This is a genomic window from Streptomyces sp. NPDC104096, assembly GCF_055584385.1.
Map to the genome: position 1 here is coordinate 1 of NZ_JBVJMD010000038.1, position 16708 is coordinate 16708.

Annotated in this window: 15 protein-coding genes; 9 read left to right on the plus strand and 6 right to left on the minus strand. The window is 75.0% G+C overall.

All coding sequences use genetic code 11. From position 1 onward, the window contains the following. Nucleotides 1-111 precede the first annotated feature (111 nt). Complete coding sequence (locus ACZ60B_RS29730; RefSeq protein ID WP_469392416.1) at nucleotides 112-1542, minus strand: sensor histidine kinase; 1431 nt, start codon at nucleotides 1540-1542, stop codon at nucleotides 112-114. Nucleotides 1543-2017: 475 nt separating this feature from the next. Between ACZ60B_RS29730 and ACZ60B_RS29735 the strand changes: the two genes are divergently transcribed. The 3 genes from ACZ60B_RS29735 to ACZ60B_RS29745 all read left to right on the plus strand — a co-directional run bounded on the left by ACZ60B_RS29735 (nucleotide 2018) and on the right by ACZ60B_RS29745 (nucleotide 5063). After that, nucleotides 2018-2878, plus strand: a complete 861-nt coding sequence (locus tag ACZ60B_RS29735) for a MaoC/PaaZ C-terminal domain-containing protein (RefSeq protein WP_469392280.1) — start codon at nucleotides 2018-2020, stop codon at nucleotides 2876-2878. Nucleotides 2879-3005: 127 nt separating this feature from the next. Next, complete coding sequence (locus ACZ60B_RS29740) at nucleotides 3006-4082, plus strand: Zn-dependent alcohol dehydrogenase (RefSeq protein WP_469392282.1); 1077 nt, start codon at nucleotides 3006-3008, stop codon at nucleotides 4080-4082. 36 nt (nucleotides 4083-4118) lie between these two features. Further along, complete coding sequence (locus ACZ60B_RS29745; protein ID WP_469392284.1) at nucleotides 4119-5063, plus strand: 3-oxoacyl-ACP reductase; 945 nt, start codon at nucleotides 4119-4121, stop codon at nucleotides 5061-5063. A gap of 72 nt (nucleotides 5064-5135) precedes the next feature. Here ACZ60B_RS29745 and ACZ60B_RS29750 read toward each other — a convergent pair whose 3' ends face one another. Next, the gene (locus ACZ60B_RS29750; RefSeq protein WP_469392286.1) at nucleotides 5136-5291 is read right to left on the minus strand and encodes a hypothetical protein; all 156 of its coding nucleotides are present in this window, start codon (nucleotides 5289-5291) and stop codon (nucleotides 5136-5138) included. A 97-nt stretch (nucleotides 5292-5388) separates the two neighbouring features. Continuing rightward, the gene (locus tag ACZ60B_RS29755) at nucleotides 5389-6570 is read right to left on the minus strand and encodes a hypothetical protein (protein WP_469392288.1); all 1182 of its coding nucleotides are present in this window, start codon (nucleotides 6568-6570) and stop codon (nucleotides 5389-5391) included. A gap of 231 nt (nucleotides 6571-6801) precedes the next feature. Here ACZ60B_RS29755 and ACZ60B_RS29760 point away from each other — a divergent pair, with 231 nt between their 5' ends. The 3 genes from ACZ60B_RS29760 to ACZ60B_RS29770 are packed head-to-tail and all read left to right on the plus strand — an operon-like array spanning nucleotide 6802 to nucleotide 10013. Next, the gene (locus tag ACZ60B_RS29760) at nucleotides 6802-7665 is read left to right on the plus strand and encodes a Nif3-like dinuclear metal center hexameric protein (RefSeq protein ID WP_469392290.1); all 864 of its coding nucleotides are present in this window, start codon (nucleotides 6802-6804) and stop codon (nucleotides 7663-7665) included. Continuing rightward, nucleotides 7662-8405 carry a zinc ribbon domain-containing protein gene (locus ACZ60B_RS29765; RefSeq protein WP_469392418.1) on the plus strand — a complete coding sequence of 248 codons (744 nt, stop codon included), beginning with the start codon at nucleotides 7662-7664 and terminating at the stop codon, nucleotides 8403-8405. The genes ACZ60B_RS29760 and ACZ60B_RS29765 overlap by 4 nt, the downstream gene beginning before the upstream one ends. A gap of 12 nt (nucleotides 8406-8417) precedes the next feature. Further along, nucleotides 8418-10013, plus strand: a complete 1596-nt coding sequence (locus tag ACZ60B_RS29770) for a bifunctional RNase H/acid phosphatase (RefSeq protein WP_469392292.1) — start codon at nucleotides 8418-8420, stop codon at nucleotides 10011-10013. Here ACZ60B_RS29770 and eda read toward each other — a convergent pair. Together eda and yaaA are read right to left on the minus strand one after the other, a co-directional pair. After that, complete coding sequence (gene eda, locus ACZ60B_RS29775) at nucleotides 9988-10683, minus strand: bifunctional 4-hydroxy-2-oxoglutarate aldolase/2-dehydro-3-deoxy-phosphogluconate aldolase (protein ID WP_469392294.1); 696 nt, start codon at nucleotides 10681-10683, stop codon at nucleotides 9988-9990. The genes ACZ60B_RS29770 and eda overlap by 26 nt on opposite strands. A 75-nt stretch (nucleotides 10684-10758) precedes the next feature. Next, nucleotides 10759-11559 (minus strand): peroxide stress protein YaaA, encoded by an 801-nt coding sequence (yaaA, locus tag ACZ60B_RS29780; protein ID WP_469392296.1) that lies wholly within the window; start codon nucleotides 11557-11559, stop codon nucleotides 10759-10761. 179 nt (nucleotides 11560-11738) lie between these two features. Here yaaA and ACZ60B_RS29785 point away from each other — a divergent pair, with 179 nt between their 5' ends. Beyond that, nucleotides 11739-13181 (plus strand): RNB domain-containing ribonuclease, encoded by a 1443-nt coding sequence (locus ACZ60B_RS29785; RefSeq protein WP_469392298.1) that lies wholly within the window; start codon nucleotides 11739-11741, stop codon nucleotides 13179-13181. A 128-nt stretch (nucleotides 13182-13309) separates the two neighbouring features. Here the strand turns inward: ACZ60B_RS29785 and ACZ60B_RS29790 are convergent, their stop codons facing one another. Continuing rightward, nucleotides 13310-14890: an FAD-dependent monooxygenase gene (locus ACZ60B_RS29790; RefSeq protein WP_469392300.1), complete on the minus strand. Its 1581-nt coding sequence runs from the start codon at nucleotides 14888-14890 to the stop codon at nucleotides 13310-13312. Between the two features lie 88 nt (nucleotides 14891-14978). Between ACZ60B_RS29790 and ACZ60B_RS29795 the strand changes: the two genes are divergently transcribed. Together ACZ60B_RS29795 and ACZ60B_RS29800 are read left to right on the plus strand one after the other, a co-directional pair. Beyond that, on the plus strand, nucleotides 14979-15653 hold the full coding sequence (locus ACZ60B_RS29795) for a TetR/AcrR family transcriptional regulator (protein ID WP_469392302.1): 675 nt from the start codon (nucleotides 14979-14981) through the stop codon (nucleotides 15651-15653). 178 nt (nucleotides 15654-15831) lie between these two features. Beyond that, nucleotides 15832-16695 carry a helix-turn-helix domain-containing protein gene (locus tag ACZ60B_RS29800; protein WP_469392304.1) on the plus strand — a complete coding sequence of 288 codons (864 nt, stop codon included), beginning with the start codon at nucleotides 15832-15834 and terminating at the stop codon, nucleotides 16693-16695. Nucleotides 16696-16708: the final 13 nt, after the last annotated feature.

Genomic DNA, 16708 nt, shown 5'->3' on the forward strand with positions numbered 1-16708 from the left:
CGCCTGGGCCCGGGGGCCGGACGGCCGGAGTCCGCCTGGGCCCGGGGGCCGGACGACCGAGGTCCGCCCGGCCCCCGGGCCCGGCGGAGTCCGCCCGGCCCCCGGACCCGCTCACGCTCTCGCCGCCGCCCCGTCCGGTTCCGGCTCCACCGCGGCCACCGGGAGTTGCGCCCGTACCACGAAGCCGCCCCGGGGTCCGGGCCCCGCCGACAGGGAACCGCCCGCCGCGGCGAGACGTTCCGTCAGGCCCTTCAGGCCGGTGCCGCCGACGGCCCCGGCCACCGGACCGGCCGTCGTCCCGCCCGCCGTCCCCGCCCCGATGCCCCTGCCCCGGCCTCTGCCCGTGTCCGGCGTCTCTACCGCCGTGAGCCCGTCGCCCGTCCCGTCGCCCGTCCCGTCGCCCGTCCCGGCTCCTGTCCCATCTCCGCTGCCGGCCGCGCCCGCCGGGCCGGTTCCGTCGTCGGTGACCGTGAGCCGCACCTGCTCCTCGCCCCCCGAGACCACGATGTCGCAATGGGAGGCGTCGCTGTGCCGGACGATGTTCGTCACCGCCTCGCGCACCACCCACCCGAGCAGGGCCTCGGCCTGGGACACCAGGGGCGGCCCCGACTGCCGCACCGAGGGCTCGACGCCCGCCGCGGTCAGGGCGGAGCGGGCCCGGTCCAGTTCCGTGGCCAGGCTGCCGTCGCGGTAGCCGGTGACCGCCTCGCGGATCTCCGTCAGTGCCTGGCGGCCCACCGACTCGATGTCCGCGATCTGGGCCAGCGAGGCCGCCAGGTCCCCGGGCGCCAGCCGCCGTGCGGCCTCCGACTTGACCACGATCACCGACAGGGTGTGACCGAGCAGGTCGTGCAGGTCGCGGGAGAAGCGCAGCCGCTCCTTCTCGACCGCGCGCCGGGCCAGTTCCTCCCGGGCGGCGCGCAGCTCCCGTACCGCCTCGGAGAGGGACAGGATCGCGGCGGTCACCATCGTCGAGATCCAGGTGGCGTAGGCGATGTTCAGGCCGTCCCAGCCGTCGCGGGTGCAGGAGACCACGCCCGCGAGCACCGCCACGGCCGTACCGAAGGACCGCAGGTGCGACAGGCGCAGCACCGCTCCCGTCGCCAGGCCCAGCAGCGGGAAGAACAGCAGCCAGCTGCCGCCGTAGCCGATGGCGAGCCCGCAGGTCACGACGGTCATCAGGCCCAGCGCCACCCGGGTCGACAGAGCCTCCCGCGTCTCCTTGTGGAAGGCGCGGAACACCACGTAGATGTAGAGGGAGTTGAAGGTGAGCAGACCCAGACCGCCGATCCAGGCATTGGGCGTCTCCCCCTGGAAGAGGTTGGAGAACGCGCCCATCCCCATCAGCAGCCAGGGCAGCAGGCTGAAGCCGGTCGGCGGCGGCCCCGGGTGCTCCTGTTCCTTTCCGGCCTTGCGCGCGGCACGGAACTCCGCCATCAGACGCTTGTGGTCCTGCCGGTGGAGCCGTTGCCGCCGCCAGGCGCGGCGGACCGCCTTCCGTGGCGTGTCGACCCGGTGGGCGACCTCGCGAAGCCAGGACATCATGTGTTCCCCCGATCAGGCGGTCGGTCCGGACCGCCGGTACGACAGGACAGCGTACGAACCGAACGCGGCGACCTGGACGCCAGTACGAGCGTCGAATCCGACGTTACGGACCGGGGCGCCGGCCGGGCAGATGCGCTTGTACGGACCTGGGCAGGACAAATGTCATAGGGCCCGCGCCGCCACGAGAGCTGACGCAGCGTCAGGAGTCTTCACAAGTGCCGAAGCCTGGGCTATACAGGGGGTCGCCGTACTGGAACGCGTTCTAGATCCGGCGGGTTCCGTGGCCCCGTGACGACCTCGGTGCGGCCGACGGTGCGGACGGCCGTGCCGGGGTCTTGCCCGCCGCCCGAACCGCCCGCCCCGACCCTCCGTCCGCGCCCGTCGTCCCCCGTCGTCCCCCGTCGACCACGTCGACCGTACGAGTCCGCCGCACCGCCCGCCGTCCGGGCCGGCCGTCACCCTCAGGAGCCCCATGCCCATCGACGCAGCCAAGGCACTCGCCGCCGCACCCCGCACCGGTGAGATCAGCTGGGACAGCAGGGACGTCCAGCTCTACCACCTCGGGATCGGGGCCGGAATCCCCGCCACCGACCCCGACGAGCTGCGCTACACGCTGGAGTCCCGGCTGCACGTCCTGCCCAGCTTCGCCACCGTCGCGGGCGCCGGCCGGCCCGGTGTGATCAGCGGGCTGTCCATGCCCGGCATCGAGGTCGACCTCGCCCGGGTGCTGCACGGCGGGCAGTCGCTGACCGTCCACCGTCCGCTGCCCGTCCAGGGCACCGCGACCAGCACCGGCAGGATCGCCGCCGTGTACGACAAGGGCAGGGCCGCCGTGCTGGTCATGCGCACCGAGGTCGCCGACGCCGACGGCCCGCTGTGGACGAACGACGCGCAGATCTTTGTCCGGGGGGAGGGCGGCTGGGGCGGCGACCGCGGTCCGTCCGCCCGGCTCGAACCTCCGGCGGGTCCGCCGGACCGGGTCGTGGAACGGTCCGTCCGTGAGGACCAGGCACTTCTCTACCGGCTCTCGGGCGACTGGAACCCGCTGCACGCCGATCCCGAGTTCGCCAAGGTCGCCGGCTTCGAGCGGCCCATCCTGCACGGGCTGTGCACCTACGGGATCGCGCTGAAGGCGGTCGTCGACACGCTGCTCGGCGGTGACGTGACCCGGGTCCGCGGCTACGACACCCGCTTCGCCGGGGTCGTGTACCCGGGCGAGAGCCTGCGCATCCGTATGTGGGGACCCGCGGACGGGGAGGTCCGGGTCGCCGTGAGCTCCGTGGACCGGGACGACGCCCCCGTCCTCGCCGACACCGTCGTCCGCCACTCCTGAGCCCGCGTACCGCCGGAGCCGCCGCCCCGACGAAGTCACTGCCGAAGAAGCCGCCGACGAAGAGGTCAGTGCCGAAGCCGCCGACGAACAAGCCGCTGTCGAAGCCACCGCCGAGGGGAGCCGCACCATGCGCGCAGCCGTACTGCACGAGATCGGCCAGGACAAGCTGGAGGTCCTCGACGACGTCGAGGCGGTGGGCTTCGGCCCGGGCAGGGTGCGGATCCGGGTCCGGGCCACGGGCCTGTGCCACTCGGACCTGTCCGCGATGAACGGGGTGCTGCCGCAGCCGGCGCCGTTCGTGCCCGGACACGAGGGCGCGGGCGAGATCACCGAGGTCGGCGAGGGCGTCACCGGCCTGAAGCCCGGTGACCGGGTCGTGGTCTGCTGGCTGCCCGCCTGCGGGGCGTGTCCGGCCTGCCGGCGCGGCCAGACGGAGCTGTGCCTGGCCGGGTTCATGAACGCGGGCACCCCCAACTTCCGGCGCCCCGGCGGGGACGTCTTCGGTTTCGCCGGCACCGGTACGTTCGCCGAGGAGGTCGTCGTCGACGCCGGATGCGCGGTGCCGATACCCGACGACGTGCCCTTCGACATCGCCGCCCTGATCGGCTGCGGGGTCACCACCGGACTCGGCGCCGCCCTCAACACCGCGGACGTGACGGCCGGTTCGTCGGTCGCCGTGATCGGCTGCGGAGGCGTGGGCATCTCCGCGATCCAGGGGGCGCGGCTCAGGGGCGCCGCCGAGATCGTCGCCGTCGACCCGGTCGCCGCCCGCCGCGAGGCCGCGCTGAGGTTCGGCGCCACCCGGGCCGTGTCGCCGGAGGAACTGCCCGGCGCCAAGCAGCAGGTCACCGGCGGCGAGGGTTTCGACTACGTCTTCGAGGTCGTCGGCAGGTCCGCCACCGCCCGCACGGCGTACGACAACACCCGGCGCGGCGGCACGCTCGTCGTCGTCGGCGCCGGAGCCATGGACGACCAGCTCCAACTGAACATGTTCGAGCTGTTCTTCGACGAGAAGCGCATCCTGCCCTCGATGTACGGCGGCGGCGACGTGCTGCGCTCCTACGAGCGGACCATCGCCCTGTGGCGGGCCGGCCGGATCGACCTGGCGGGCCTGATCACCCACCGGGTCGCGCTGGCGGAGATCGACGAGGCCCTGGACCAGATGCGCACGGGGACGGCCCTGCGCACCTGCATCGAGATCTGAATCCGGCAGCGGGCGAGCAGCGGGGAAGGGGAACCGATGTCACTGCCACTGGAGGGGCGGTCGGCGATCGTCACCGGCGCGGGCCGCGGTCTCGGCCGGGTCGAGGCGCTGGAGCTCGCCAGGCTCGGCGCGGCCGTCGTCGTCAACGACTTCGGGCAGCCCGGCCGGGACGGCTCGGGCACGGCCGACGCCGGGCCCGCCGAGGACGTCGTGGCGCAGATCCGCCGGGCCGGGGGCCGCGCCCTCGCCCACACGGGGGACGTCGCCGACTTCGAACAGGCCCGTGGGCTGGTGGCTGCGGCGGTCGACGCGTTCGGGAAACTGGACATCCTGGTCAACAACGCCGGGATCCTGCGGGACCGGATGGTCTTCTCCATGTCCGAGGAGGAGTGGGACTCCGTGCTCCGGGTCCACCTCAAGGGGCACTTCAACACGACCCGCTTCGCGGCCGCGCACTGGCGGGAGCGGTCGAAGGCGGCGGGTGCGCCGGTCTACGGGCGGATCGTGAACACCTCCTCGGAGGCGTTCCTGGCGGGCTCCGCCGGCCAGCCCAACTACGCGGCGGCCAAGGGCGGGATCGTCGGCCTCACCACCTCCACGGCCCTCGCCCTCGCCAAGTACGGGGTGACGGCGAACGTGATCTGCCCGCGCGCACGCACCCGGATGACCGAGGACGTCTTCTCCGGGGCGGGCTTCGAGTCCCCGGCCGAGGGGCTCGACCCGCTCGCCCCGGAGCATGTCGCCCCGCTCGTCGGCTACCTCGCCTCACCGGCCGCCGCGCGGCTCAACGGGCAACTGCTCGTCGTCCACGGCGGCATGGTGGCGGTCGTCGAACGTCCCCGCGTCCAGGCGCAGTTCGACAGCAAGCAGGACACCTTCAGCTACGACGAGCTCGACGCCCTGCTGACCCCGCACTACGCGGACCGGCCGTCGACGGAGACGTTCGCGGCGGCGGAGGTACTGGGACTCAAGCGCCGTTAGGCACACGCGGGGCCCCGGAAAAGCGGAAGGGGCCCGCTCACCTCTGGTGCGCGGGCCCCTTGCGGCGTACTGTCAGGCAGGCGCCTCGACGTTCTCGGTCGGCCTGCGGTGACGGCCGTGAGGGGCCGTCTCCGTGTCCTGCGCCGCGATCTGCCCGCGGTGCCTGCCGTGACCGGCGTCCTCCCAGGTGTCGGAGGACAGCGGCTGCGTCGTGCTTGCGTCGCTCATCGGAAAACTTCACCCCGTCAACATGATCCTTCTTAACAGCCGGGTGAGTTTAACCAACCTGACGCGGGTCGGATCCAGGCGACCACGCCAACCGGCACTAGTTCGTTACATGACGCGCCAGCGGCGCCTGCTGCAAGGGCACCGGACGGGGCGCGACCGGCGACGGAGGTTCCTCTTCCGGCAGCTCCCGGGGCACCGGGTTCCCCGTGGGCGTCCCCGGCGCCGTCGGCCCCGGTCCCAGCGCACGCGGCGGCGCCGCCGGGATCTGTACCTCCGCCACCGCGCACGGCACCTCCTCGGTGGCGTACGGCAGTCGCAGCACCCCGTTCGGCGTCCACAGCCCGGTGCCCGTCAGCCACCCCTCGGGCGCCGGAAGGTGGTGCATCTGCCGCTCGGCCGGCCGCCACACCCCGACCCAGCTGCCGAGCGGCCCGTCGATGCGCAGCGCCACCGCGCAGCTCTCCGGCGTCAGCACCTGTTCCGGCTGGATCGCGAACGGCGTCACCGCGCACGCCGCCACCCGCAGACACTCCGGGAAACGCACCGGCAGCGTGCTGCCCAGCACCCCCCAGCCCAGCCGGTGCTCCCCGGGGGAGGGCGCGTCGGAGCGGATCAGCAGCAGCCCGCTGTCCGCGTCGGCGAGCAGCACCCGGTCGTCGCTGTCCGCCGCGATCTGGAGCAGCGGCGACACCTCGCCATCGCGCTCCAGATCCACCACGACCGCCTTGGTCCGGCCGCCCAGCTCCCGGTCGAGCGCCAGCATCCGCCCCGAGCGGTCCAGCCACGCCCCGCCCGAGCAGCGCCCGGGGACCTCGGCGACGTGCTCCGGCCCGAAGTCGCCGCCGGCCACCAGCCACACCGTCGTGGAGCGCGCGCCCACGGCCAGCGCGTACGCCCGCCGGCCGCCCGGGGCCGGGGGCAGCAGCCGCAGCCGGGTGCCGTCGTCCGGGCACTCGACCGAGCCCAGGGGCAGCTCACCGGTGTCGGGCCCGGTGGGGTAGAGCAGGGAGAAGACGTGCCGGTCGGCCACGGCCCGGCGGATCAGGACCCGTCCGTCCCGCATGGGCTGGACCTCGGTGCCCGGCTCCTCGGGCTGGTTGCCGGGCAGCGGCACGGCGTACGGCTCGGGGCCGTCGAGCGTCCAGCGCTCCGGCAGCCAGGAGTCGCCGGTGCGCGCGAGGCGGGCGGCGTAGGCGCCGTCCGCCGTGATCGTGCAGCCGGGCCGTGGCGCGCCGTCGTCCTCGTCGGTCGCCGCGGGTTCGATCGCACAGGCCGTCATCGTTCGGTCACCTCCGGCGACGACGCTAGTTTTCGTACGCGCGGAGGAGGGACCGCCGAGCGGTCGCTTCACACATAAGTGTGGTGCAGAAGCGATTCAGCTGAGGGGGGCGGGACCGATGTGCTGACCGGCGGCGGTCCCGGCCGCCTCGCCCCGAGCCGGCGGGGCCCGGGCGGAACGGCCGCCCCGAGCCGGTACGGCCGGGCAGAACGGCCAGGTAGCCTTGCTCCCGTGCCCCGTCTGTCTGAAGTCATCGCCGCGCTGGAGAACCTGTGGCCCGCCGAGCGGGCCGAGTCCTGGGACGCGGTCGGCACCGTCGTGGGAGACCCCGGCCAGGAGGTCGCCCGGGTCCTGTTCGCCGTCGACCCGGTCCAGGAGATCGTCGACGAGGCGGTGAAGCTGGGCGCGGACCTGCTGGTCACCCACCACCCGCTGTACCTGCGCGGTACGACGACGGTCGCGGCCTCCACCTTCAAGGGCCGCGTGGTGCACACCCTGATCAAGAACGACATCGCGCTGCACGTCGCCCACACCAACGCCGACACGGCCGACCCGGGCGTCAGCGACGCGCTCGCCGGGGCGCTCGACCTGCGGGTGGTGCGTCCGCTCGTACCGGATCCCGGTGACCCGGAGGGCCGCCGCGGCCTGGGCCGGGTCTGCGAGCTGGACCACCCGCTGCCGCTGCGCGAGTTCGCCGCCCGCGCCGCCGAGCGGCTGCCCGCCACCGCGCAGGGCATCCGCGTCGCGGGCGACCCCGAGCAGGTCGTCCGCACGGTCGCGGTCAGCGGCGGTTCCGGCGACAGCCTCTTCGACCGGGTGCGCGCGGCGGGGGTCGACGCCTTCCTCACCGCCGACCTGCGCCACCACCCGGCGTCCGAGTTCCTGGCGGGCACCGCCCACAGTCCTCTCGCGCTGCTCGACGCGGCGCACTGGGCCACCGAGTGGCCCTGGTGCGAGCTGGCGGCCGCCCAGCTCGACGAGATCTCCGACCGGCACGGATGGGACCTGCGCGTCCACGTCTCGAAGACGGTCACCGACCCCTGGACCGCCCACGCGGCGTCCACCACGACGAACACCCCTGGAGCCCCCAACTGAACGCCGCGCCCGCCGACCAGATCCGACTTCTCGACGTCCAGGCCCTCGACGTCCGCCTCCAGCAGCTCGCGCACAAGCGGCGGTCGCTGCCCGAGCACGCCGAGATCGAGTCGCTGACCAAGGACCTCACGCAGCTGCGCGACCTGCTGGTGGCCGCGCAGACCGAGGAGAGCGACTGCGCCCGCGAGCAGACCAAGGCCGAGCAGGACGTGGACCAGGTCCGCCAGCGCGCCGCCCGCGACCAGCAGCGCCTCGACTCGGGCGCCGTCACCTCCCCCAAGGACCTGGAGAACCTCCAGAAGGAGATCGTCTCCCTCGCCAAGCGCCAGGGCGACCTGGAGGACGTCGTCCTCGAGGTCATGGAGCGCCGCGAGTCCGCGCAGGAGCGGGTGACCGAGCTGACCGAGCGGGTCGGCTCCGTACAGTCGAAGATCGACGACGCCACGGCCCGCCGGGACGCGGCCTTCGAGGAGATCGACGGCGAGGCCGCCACGGTGACCAAGGAGCGCGAGGTCGTCGCCGCCTCCGTCCCCGCCGACCTGCTCAAGCTCTACGACAAGCTGCGCCTGCAGCAGGGCGGCATCGGCGCGGCCAAGCTGTACCAGCGCACCTGCCAGGGCTGCCGCCAGGAGCTGTCGATCACCGACTTCAACGCGGTCCGCGCGGCCGCCTCGGACCAGGTCGTCCGCTGCGAGAACTGCGGCCGCATCCTGGTGCGTACGTCCGACTCCGGCCTGTAGGGGGCCTTCGGCGTGCGGGAGTTCATCGTCGAGGCCGACGGCGGTTCCCGGGGCAACCCGGGGCCCGCGGGCTACGGTTCCGTGGTGATCGACGCCGCGACCGGGGAGACCCTCGCCGAGCGGGCGGAGTTCATCGGCGTCGCCACGAACAACGTGGCCGAGTACCGGGGTCTGGTGGCCGGGCTGCGCGCCGCCCATGAACTCGACCCGTCCGCCGAGGTCCACGTCCGGATGGACTCCAAGCTCGTCGTCGAGCAGATGTCGGGCCGCTGGAAGATCAAGCACCCCGACATGAGGCCGCTCGCGGCCGAGGCCGCGCGGGTCTTCCCGCCGGCTCAGGTCACCTACGAGTGGATCCCCCGCGAGCGCAACAAGCACGCCGACCGGCTGGCGAACGAGGCGATGGACGCCGGCAAGCGGGGCGAGCAGTGGTCCGCGTCGGCGTCCACCGCCGACCTGGACACCCGTGCGTCGAGGTACGCGGCCGCCGCGTCCGCGGCCCCCGGGCCCGCGGGCCCGCCCGGCGACGCCGCCGCGGGCGCCGCGAGGGCCCGGGCGGCCCTGGCGGCCCGTCGGCCCACCGCCGACACGGCAGCGCGCGGCACCGGCACCGACGTGGCCGGCATCGACAGCACCACCGGCGTCGGCGCGGTCGGCGGTGCGCCCGCCGAGCCCGTCGGCCCTGCCGCGCCCGCCGCCGCGACCGGTACGTCCGCCGCGCCTTCCGCGCCCCTCGCGACCGGTACGTCCGCCGTCGCGCCTGCCGCCGATGCCGGTGCGCCTGGCACCGCTCGCTCTGCGTCCGCCGTGCCTGCGGAGCCCGTGGGTTCCGCCGCGCCCACCGGCCCCGCCGCGCCCGCTGCCGCGCTCGCTGCCGCGCCCGCTGTCGGTCCCGCCGTGGACGTCGCCCGTGCCGTCAAAGCCGCCGCCGACGTCCGGGCCGCCCGTGCCGTGCCCGCGGCCGGGTGGGCCCCCGCCGACATGGGCGTACCGGCGACCTTCGTGCTGCTGCGGCACGGGGAGACGCCGCTGACCCCGCAGAAGCGGTTCTCCGGGAGCGGCGGCACCGACCCCTCGCTCTCCGGTGCCGGGCGGGAGCAGGCCGAGCGGGTCGCGGCCGCGCTGGCTCGGCGCGGCACCGTCCAGGCGATCGTCGCCTCCCCGCTCGCCCGCACCCGGGAGACCGCCGCGGTCGTGGCCGCCCGCCTGGGTCTCGACGTGACGATCGACGACGGGCTGCGCGAGACCGACTTCGGCGCCTGGGAGGGGCTCACCTTCGGCGAGGTCCGTGAGCGCCACCCGCAGGACCTGGACGCCTGGCTCGCCGACCCCGAGGCCGCGCCCAGCGGTGGCGGCGAGAGCTTCGCGGCCACCGCCGACCGGATCGCCGCCACCCGCGACCGGCTGGTCGCGGCCCACGCGGGCCGTACGGTGCTGCTGGTCAGCCATGTGACCCCGATCAAGACGCTGCTGCGGCTCGCCCTGGGCGCCCCGCCCGAGTCCCTGTTCCGGATGGAACTGTCGGCCGCCTCCCTGTCGGCGGTGGCGTACTACGCGGACGGCAACGCCAGCGTGCGGCTCTTCAACGACACGTCCCACCTGCGCTGAGGGCCGCCGCCGCGCGGGCCAGCCGCTCGACCCGGTCCCAGTCGCGGGCCGCCAGCGCCTCCGCCGGGACCATCCAGCTTCCGCCCACGCAGCCGACGTTGGGCAGCGCCAGGTACTCCGGGGCCGACTCGGGCCCGATCCCGCCGGTCGGGCAGAACCGGGCCTGCGGCAGCGGACCGGCCAGCGACCTCAGATAGGCCGTGCCGCCCGCGGCCTGCGCCGGGAAGAACTTCATCTCCCGCACCCCGCGCTCCAGCAGCGCCACGACCTCCGACGCGGTCGACACCCCCGGCAGGAAGGGCACGCCGGACGTCCGCATCGCCGTCAGCAGTACGTCCGTCCAGCCGGGACTGACCAGAAAGCCCGCCCCGGCCGCGGTGCACGCCCGCACCTGCTCCGGCGTGATCACCGTGCCCGCGCCGACCACCGCGTCCGGCACCGCGCCCGCGATCGCGCGGATCGCGTCCAGGGCGGCCGGGGTCCGCAGGGTCACCTCGATCGCCGGCAGCCCGCCCGCGACCAGGGCCCGCGCCAGCGGTACGGCGTCGGCGGCGTCCGGGAGCACCACCACCGGCAGTACGGGCGCGAGATCCAGCACCGACGCGGGCACCGGTACCGGTGCCGATCCCGGTACCGGGGCAGCCGAAGGGGAGGGCGGTGGCGAGGTCATGGCCTCATCCTGCCCGTGGCGTGCAGCATGCGCAAAGATCGTTGCGCATGCTGCAACGCAATGCCCTGGCGCGGCTCAGTGGATCTCCGTCACCACCACGTCCAGCGCCCACGGCCGCCCGGCCCTCGCGGGCGGCTGCGCCTCCACCACGTACCCGAGGTCGCGCAGCGCCTCCACCAGCGTGGCCGGGTCCTTCGGCGCGATCCCCTCGGTCAGCAGGGCGCGCACGATCCGCCCCTTGGTCGCCTTGTTGAAGTGGCTGACCACCGACCGCTTCTCCACCCCGTCCACCACCTGGGAGTGCAGCACGCGCACGGTGGCGGTCCGCCCGGCGACCTCGCCCTGCGGCTTCCACGCCGCCGTGTACGCCGACGACCGCAGGTCTAGCACCAGCCCGTCCGCGGCCGCCTCGGGCAGCACCGACGCCATCGGCGTACGCCAGTACGCGCCCAGCGCCCCGAGTCCGGGCAGCTTCACGCCCATGGAGCAGCGGTAGGAGGGGATCCGGTCCGTCACCCGGACCGCGCCCCACAGCCCCGAGAAGACCAGCAGCGACCGCGCGGCCCGCCGCTTCGCCCCCGCGTCGAGGGAGGACAGCCCGAGGGCGTCGTAGAGGACACCCGTGTAGATCTCCCCGGCCGGCCGTGCGCCCGCCGTTTGCAGGTGCGCGTTCTTCGCGACCTCGCCGCGCAGACCCTCGCTCAGCCCGAGCACCTCGCGCGCCTTGTCCTCGTCGCCCGCGCACAGCTCGACCAGCTCGCCGAGCACGGCCTCGCGGGCTGCGGTGAGCCCCGGCAGCGACAGCGACTCCGGCTTCAGCGGGGCGCCGCGGCCGGAAGCGGCCTTGCCTTCGGACGGGGGCAGCAGGACAAGCACACGTACTCCTTCGGTAGAGCTCGGCGCCAGCGTACGGCGTTCGGGTGACCGGCCGGGACGGCGTACGGTCGCGGGGTGCGGAGGCGGGGGACAGGAGGCAGGAGGCAGGGGACAGTGCGGTCGGACGGCCGGGCGGGTGTCCGGATGCCGCCCCCCTGCCCCCGCCCTACGCTCGCTGTATGCCCCGCCGCCCCATCCGCGTGCCCGGCGCCCCCGAAGCCCCGCTGCGGACCGCCTTCACCGCGCTGCGTGCCAGGCTCGGCACGCCCGAGCGCTTCCCGCCCGCGGTCCTGGCCGAGGCGGACCGGGCGGCGGCGGCCCCCGCGCCGCCCGGCGTCGACGCCACCGACATCCCCTTCTTCACCATCGACCCGCCCGGCTCCGCCGACCTCGACCAGGCGCTGCACCTGTCCCGGACGGCCACCGGCTACCGCGTCCGGTACGCCATCGCCGACATCGCCTGCTTCGTCGTACCGGGCGGAGCGCTGGACGCGGAGGCCCGGCGGCGGGTGACCACGCTGTACTTCCCGGACGGGCACGTCCCGCTGCACCCGCCGTCGCTCGGCGAGGGCGCCGCGAGCCTGCTGCCGGGCCGGGTGCGCCCGGCCGTGCTGTGGACGATCGACCTCGACGCGGACGGCCGCAAGCTCGTCGCCGACGTGCGCCGCGCCCTCGTGCGCAGCCGGGCCGCACTCGACCACGCGGGCGCGCAGCAGCGGATCGACGAGGGCACAGCCGAGGAGCCCCTCGCGCTGCTGGAGACCGTCGGACGGCTGCGCGCACGGCTGGAGGCCGAACGCGGCGGGATCTCGCTCGACGTGCCCGAGCAGGAGATCGTCCGGCACGACCACGCCTACGAGCCGACCTACCGCGCCCCGCTCCCCGCCGAGACCTGGAACGCCCAGATCTCCCTGCTCACCGGCATGACGGCGGCCGACCTGATGCTGATGTACGGCACCGGCGTGCTGCGCACCCTGCCCGCCGCGCCGGACGGCGCTGTCGGCCGGCTGCGCCGTACCGCGCACGCCCTGCACATCGAGTGGCCGCACCATGTCTCGTACGCGGCGCTCGTCCGCTCCCTCGACCCGCACCTGCCGCGGCACGCGGCCTTCCTCCAGGAGTGCACGACCCTGCTGCGCGGCGCCGGCTACACGGTGTTCCGGGACGGCGGCCTCCCCGCCGTCTCCACCCACGCGGCCGTCGCCGCGCCCTACGCCCACTGCACGGCCCCGCTGCGTCGGCTCGCCGACCGGTACGCCTCGGAGCTCTGTCTCGCGGCCGGCGCGGGCCAGGCCCCGCCCGAGTGGGTGCTCGCCGCCCTGGACGCGCTGCCCGCGCGGATGCGGGACGGCAGCCGACGCGCGGCCGAGGTGGAGCGGGCCTGTGTCGACATCGTCGAGGCCGCGGTGCTCGCCGACCGGGTCGGGGAGGTCTTCGACGGCTGTGTGGTGGACGTCGAGGAGCACCGGCCGGCCGTGGGAACCGTCCGGCTGGCGGACCCGGCGGTGGTCGGGCGGATCGAGGACGGCAGGGGGGAGCCCCTGCCGCTGGGGGAGCGGCTGAGGGTCCGCCTCACCCACGCCGACCCGCTCGCCCCGGACGTACGCTTCGCCCCGGCGTGACGCCTCGCCGTCCCTGACGCCTCGCCGTCCCTGACGCCTCGCCGTCCCTGACGGCCGCCGTCCCTGACGGCCGCCGTCCTCGGCGGTCCCCGCCGCGCCACGCCCGCCCGTGCCGCGGTGCGCCCCGGTCAGGAGGCGGAGGGCTCGCCGAACCACCTGGTGAGCGCGTCGGCGAGGCCGTCCCCGTCGGCCGTGCCGCCGTCCGCCGCCCAGGCGACGTACCCGTCCGGACGCACCAGCAGCCCCGCGAGGTCGGGCCGGGCGGCGCAGCCGAGGGTGACGACGTCGACCCGGTCGCCGTGGCCGTCGGCGCGCGCCCGCAGCTTGGGGTCGTCGGCGAGGTCGAGGAGCAGCGGCCGCCCGCCGTGCAGCCGGTCCGCGAGCCGGCCGCCGTCGGCGAGCTCCAGGTCGGGGGCGCTCCGTCCGACCAGCGGATGACCGCCGGGCAGGTCGTAGCGCTGCCAGACGCCGGAGATCTTCTTGACCAGGTGGGTGGTGCCGTCGACCGTCCCCGCGAGGTCGGTGACCACCGCGTGCAGGGCGCGCGCGTGCGACTCGGGGCGCATCAGCGCGATCTGGGCCCGCGTCCAGTCGAGCACCCAGGCGCCGATCGGATGCCGTTCGGCGGTGTAGGAGTCCAGCAGGTCCGCCGGGGCCCACCCGCGCACCACCGCGGCGAGCTTCCAGCCGAGGTTCATCGCGTCCCCGATGCCGAGGTTCAGCCCCTGCCCGCCGAACGGCGAGTGCACATGCGCCGCGTCGCCCGCGAGCAGCACCCGGCCCGCGCGGTAGCTGCTCGCCTGACGGCAGTTGTCGGTGAAGCGGGTCGCCGTGCGCACGTCGGTCACCGTGACGTCGACGCCGGACACATGGCGCAGGCCGTCCTGGAGCTCCTCGGCGGTGACGGGCGCGTCGCGGTCCACGGGCGGCCCGTCGAAGCGGACGGCGAGGACGCGGCCGGGCATCGGACCGTGGGCGTAGGTACCGGTGGCCGTGGTGTGCCAGCCGCTCCCGAGCCCCTCGGCGCCGGTCATCGTGACCATGGCCTGATAGCCGGTGATCTCCGGGGCGGTGCCGGGGAAGTCGAACCCGGCGAGCTTGCGCACGGTGCTGCGGCCGCCGTCGCAGCCGACCAGCCAGCCCGCGCGGACCGTCCGGGGCGCCGTCCCGTCGACGGGCGCCAGACGTATCGTCACCCCGTCGTCGGTGTCGAAACCGGTCAGCTCGAGGCCCCGGCACAGCTCGACCCCGAGGCCGTCCGCGTGCCCGGCGAGCAGCCGTTCCAGGGCCGCCTGCGGGACGAGGCCGACGTCACCGGCCGGCCCGAGGTCCGCGAAGGCCGGGTCGGAGTCGTCGTGCAGGTCGCCGCTCAGCATGATCCCGGCGAAGTGCCCGGCGAACCTCGGCGGCGGCGAGGCGTTCCCGCCGTCGCCGCGCTGCCGCATGAACTCCCGGAAGCCGCTCATCGCCCGCTCCTGCACCGCGGTCAGGGCGGGCAGCAGACCCCGTCGGTCCAGCGCCACCGAGGTGGGGACGTTGATCGCGCCCGCCTTGATCGTCTCGTCGACCTCCGTCAGCCGTTCGACGATCAGCACCCGTGCTCCGCCGAGTGCCAGCTCACAGCCCAGCATCAGTCCGGCGGGCCCCGCCCCGGCCACCACCACGTCGTAATCGCTCATGACCGCCTCGCTCATGACCGCCTCGCTCATGTCCGCCTCCCGGCCGCGTAAGTGTGTCCGTGCCTCGCTCACACCTTCACTGTAGTCACTAAAACTTTGTATTCGCTACACTCTTCGTGTGACGACTGAGCCCGAGCCGACGGAAGAGAACGAGGGCGCGCGCGGCGGGACCGCGCCGTCCCTGCGCGAGCGCAAGAAGCGGGCCACCCGGCAGCGGATCTCGGACCTCGCCACCGCGCTCTTCGTGGAGCGCGGCTTCGACCAGGTGACCGTCGCCGAGATCGCCCGCGCCGCCGACGTCTCCGCCATGACCGTCTTCAACCACTTCCCGCGCAAGGAGGACCTCTTCCTCGACCGCATCCCCGAGGCCGTCGAGCTGTTCACCGAGGCCGTACGGCGACGCGGCCCCGGCGAGAGCCCCCTTGCCGCGCTGCGCCGCCTGGTGCTGGCGCTCCTCGACCGACACCACCCGCTGTCCGCCGTCGGCGACCGGTTCCCCGGCTTCTGGCGGATCGTCGTGGACTCGCCCGCGCTGCGCGCCCGGGCCCGGGAGGGCGTGGAGGAGGTGGAGCAGGCGCTGGCGGCGGCGCTGGCCGAGACCGCCCCGGACCTGGCCGACCCCCGCCTCGTCGCGGCCCTGACCGTCGCCGCCTACCGGACGGTCTACCTCACCTCCGCGACCCGACTGCTCGCGGGCGAGCGCGCGGCCGACCTCGCCGACGACCACCGGGCCCGGGTGGACGCCGCCTTCGACGCGCTGGAGCGGGCGGTCGCGGGCCTCCGGAGCGGCTGACACCGGGCGCGCCGCACCGACGTGCCGCGCCCGGCGCACCGGAGCCGCACCCCGGCGACCGCTCCGAAACCGTCCTCCCCGAAACCGCGCCCCCGCAGCGGCATGGATCCGCCACGCGCGGACGTTGCACCATCCGCAGGGCGGCCGAGGGATCGCCAGGGGACGGGTACGGGCAGCCATGGGGGTGCCGCGGGACGGAAGAAGGGGGCGCCGGGTGGCCGAGGAAGCGCTGTGGACACGGACGCGGCTGGGCCGCTGCGGGCCACCCCTGGATCTCCTGACCGCCTCCTTCGACAAGCACGTCTACGCCCCGCACGCGCACGAGGAGTTCACCGTCGGCGTCTGCGTCGGAGGCTCCGAGATCATCGACTACCGCGGCGGCCACATCCGCAACGGACCGGGCGCCATCGTCGTCCTGGCCCCGGGCGAGATGCACACCGGCGGGCCCGCCAACAGCACCGACGGCTACGCCTACCGGGCCCTGTACGCGCTGCCGTCCCTGCTCACCGACGGCGTCCTCGGCACCGGCCTGCCGCACTTCCGCGACCCCGTCCTCGACGACCCCGAACTGGCCGCGGCCCTGCGCCTGGCCCACACCGAGCTCAGCACCTGCCCCGACCCGCTGGAGACCGAGTCCCGGCTGCCCTGGCTGCTCACCGCCCTGGCCCGGCGCCACTCCACGGCCCGCGCGGCCGACGACACGGTCCCCGGCGCCGACCGGGTCGCGCACATCGTGCGGGACCGGCTCGCCGACGAACTCCTCGCCCCGCCCTCCCTGGCCGACCTCGCCGCCGGCCTGGGCCTGTCCCGCTACCAGCTGCTGCGGGCCTTCCGTACGGCGACGGGGGTGCCGCCGTACGCCTGGCTCGCCCAGTACCGGGTGGCCCGCGCCCGCGGCCTGCTGGAGTCCGGGCTGCGCCCGGCCGAGGTCGCCCCGCTCGTGGGCTTCGCCGACCAGGCGCACCTCACCCGGTGGTTCCGCCGGGTGCTGGGGGTCACCCCGGCGGCGTACCGCAACAGCGTTCAAGACAGCCGGCGCTGACCGGGCCGACACT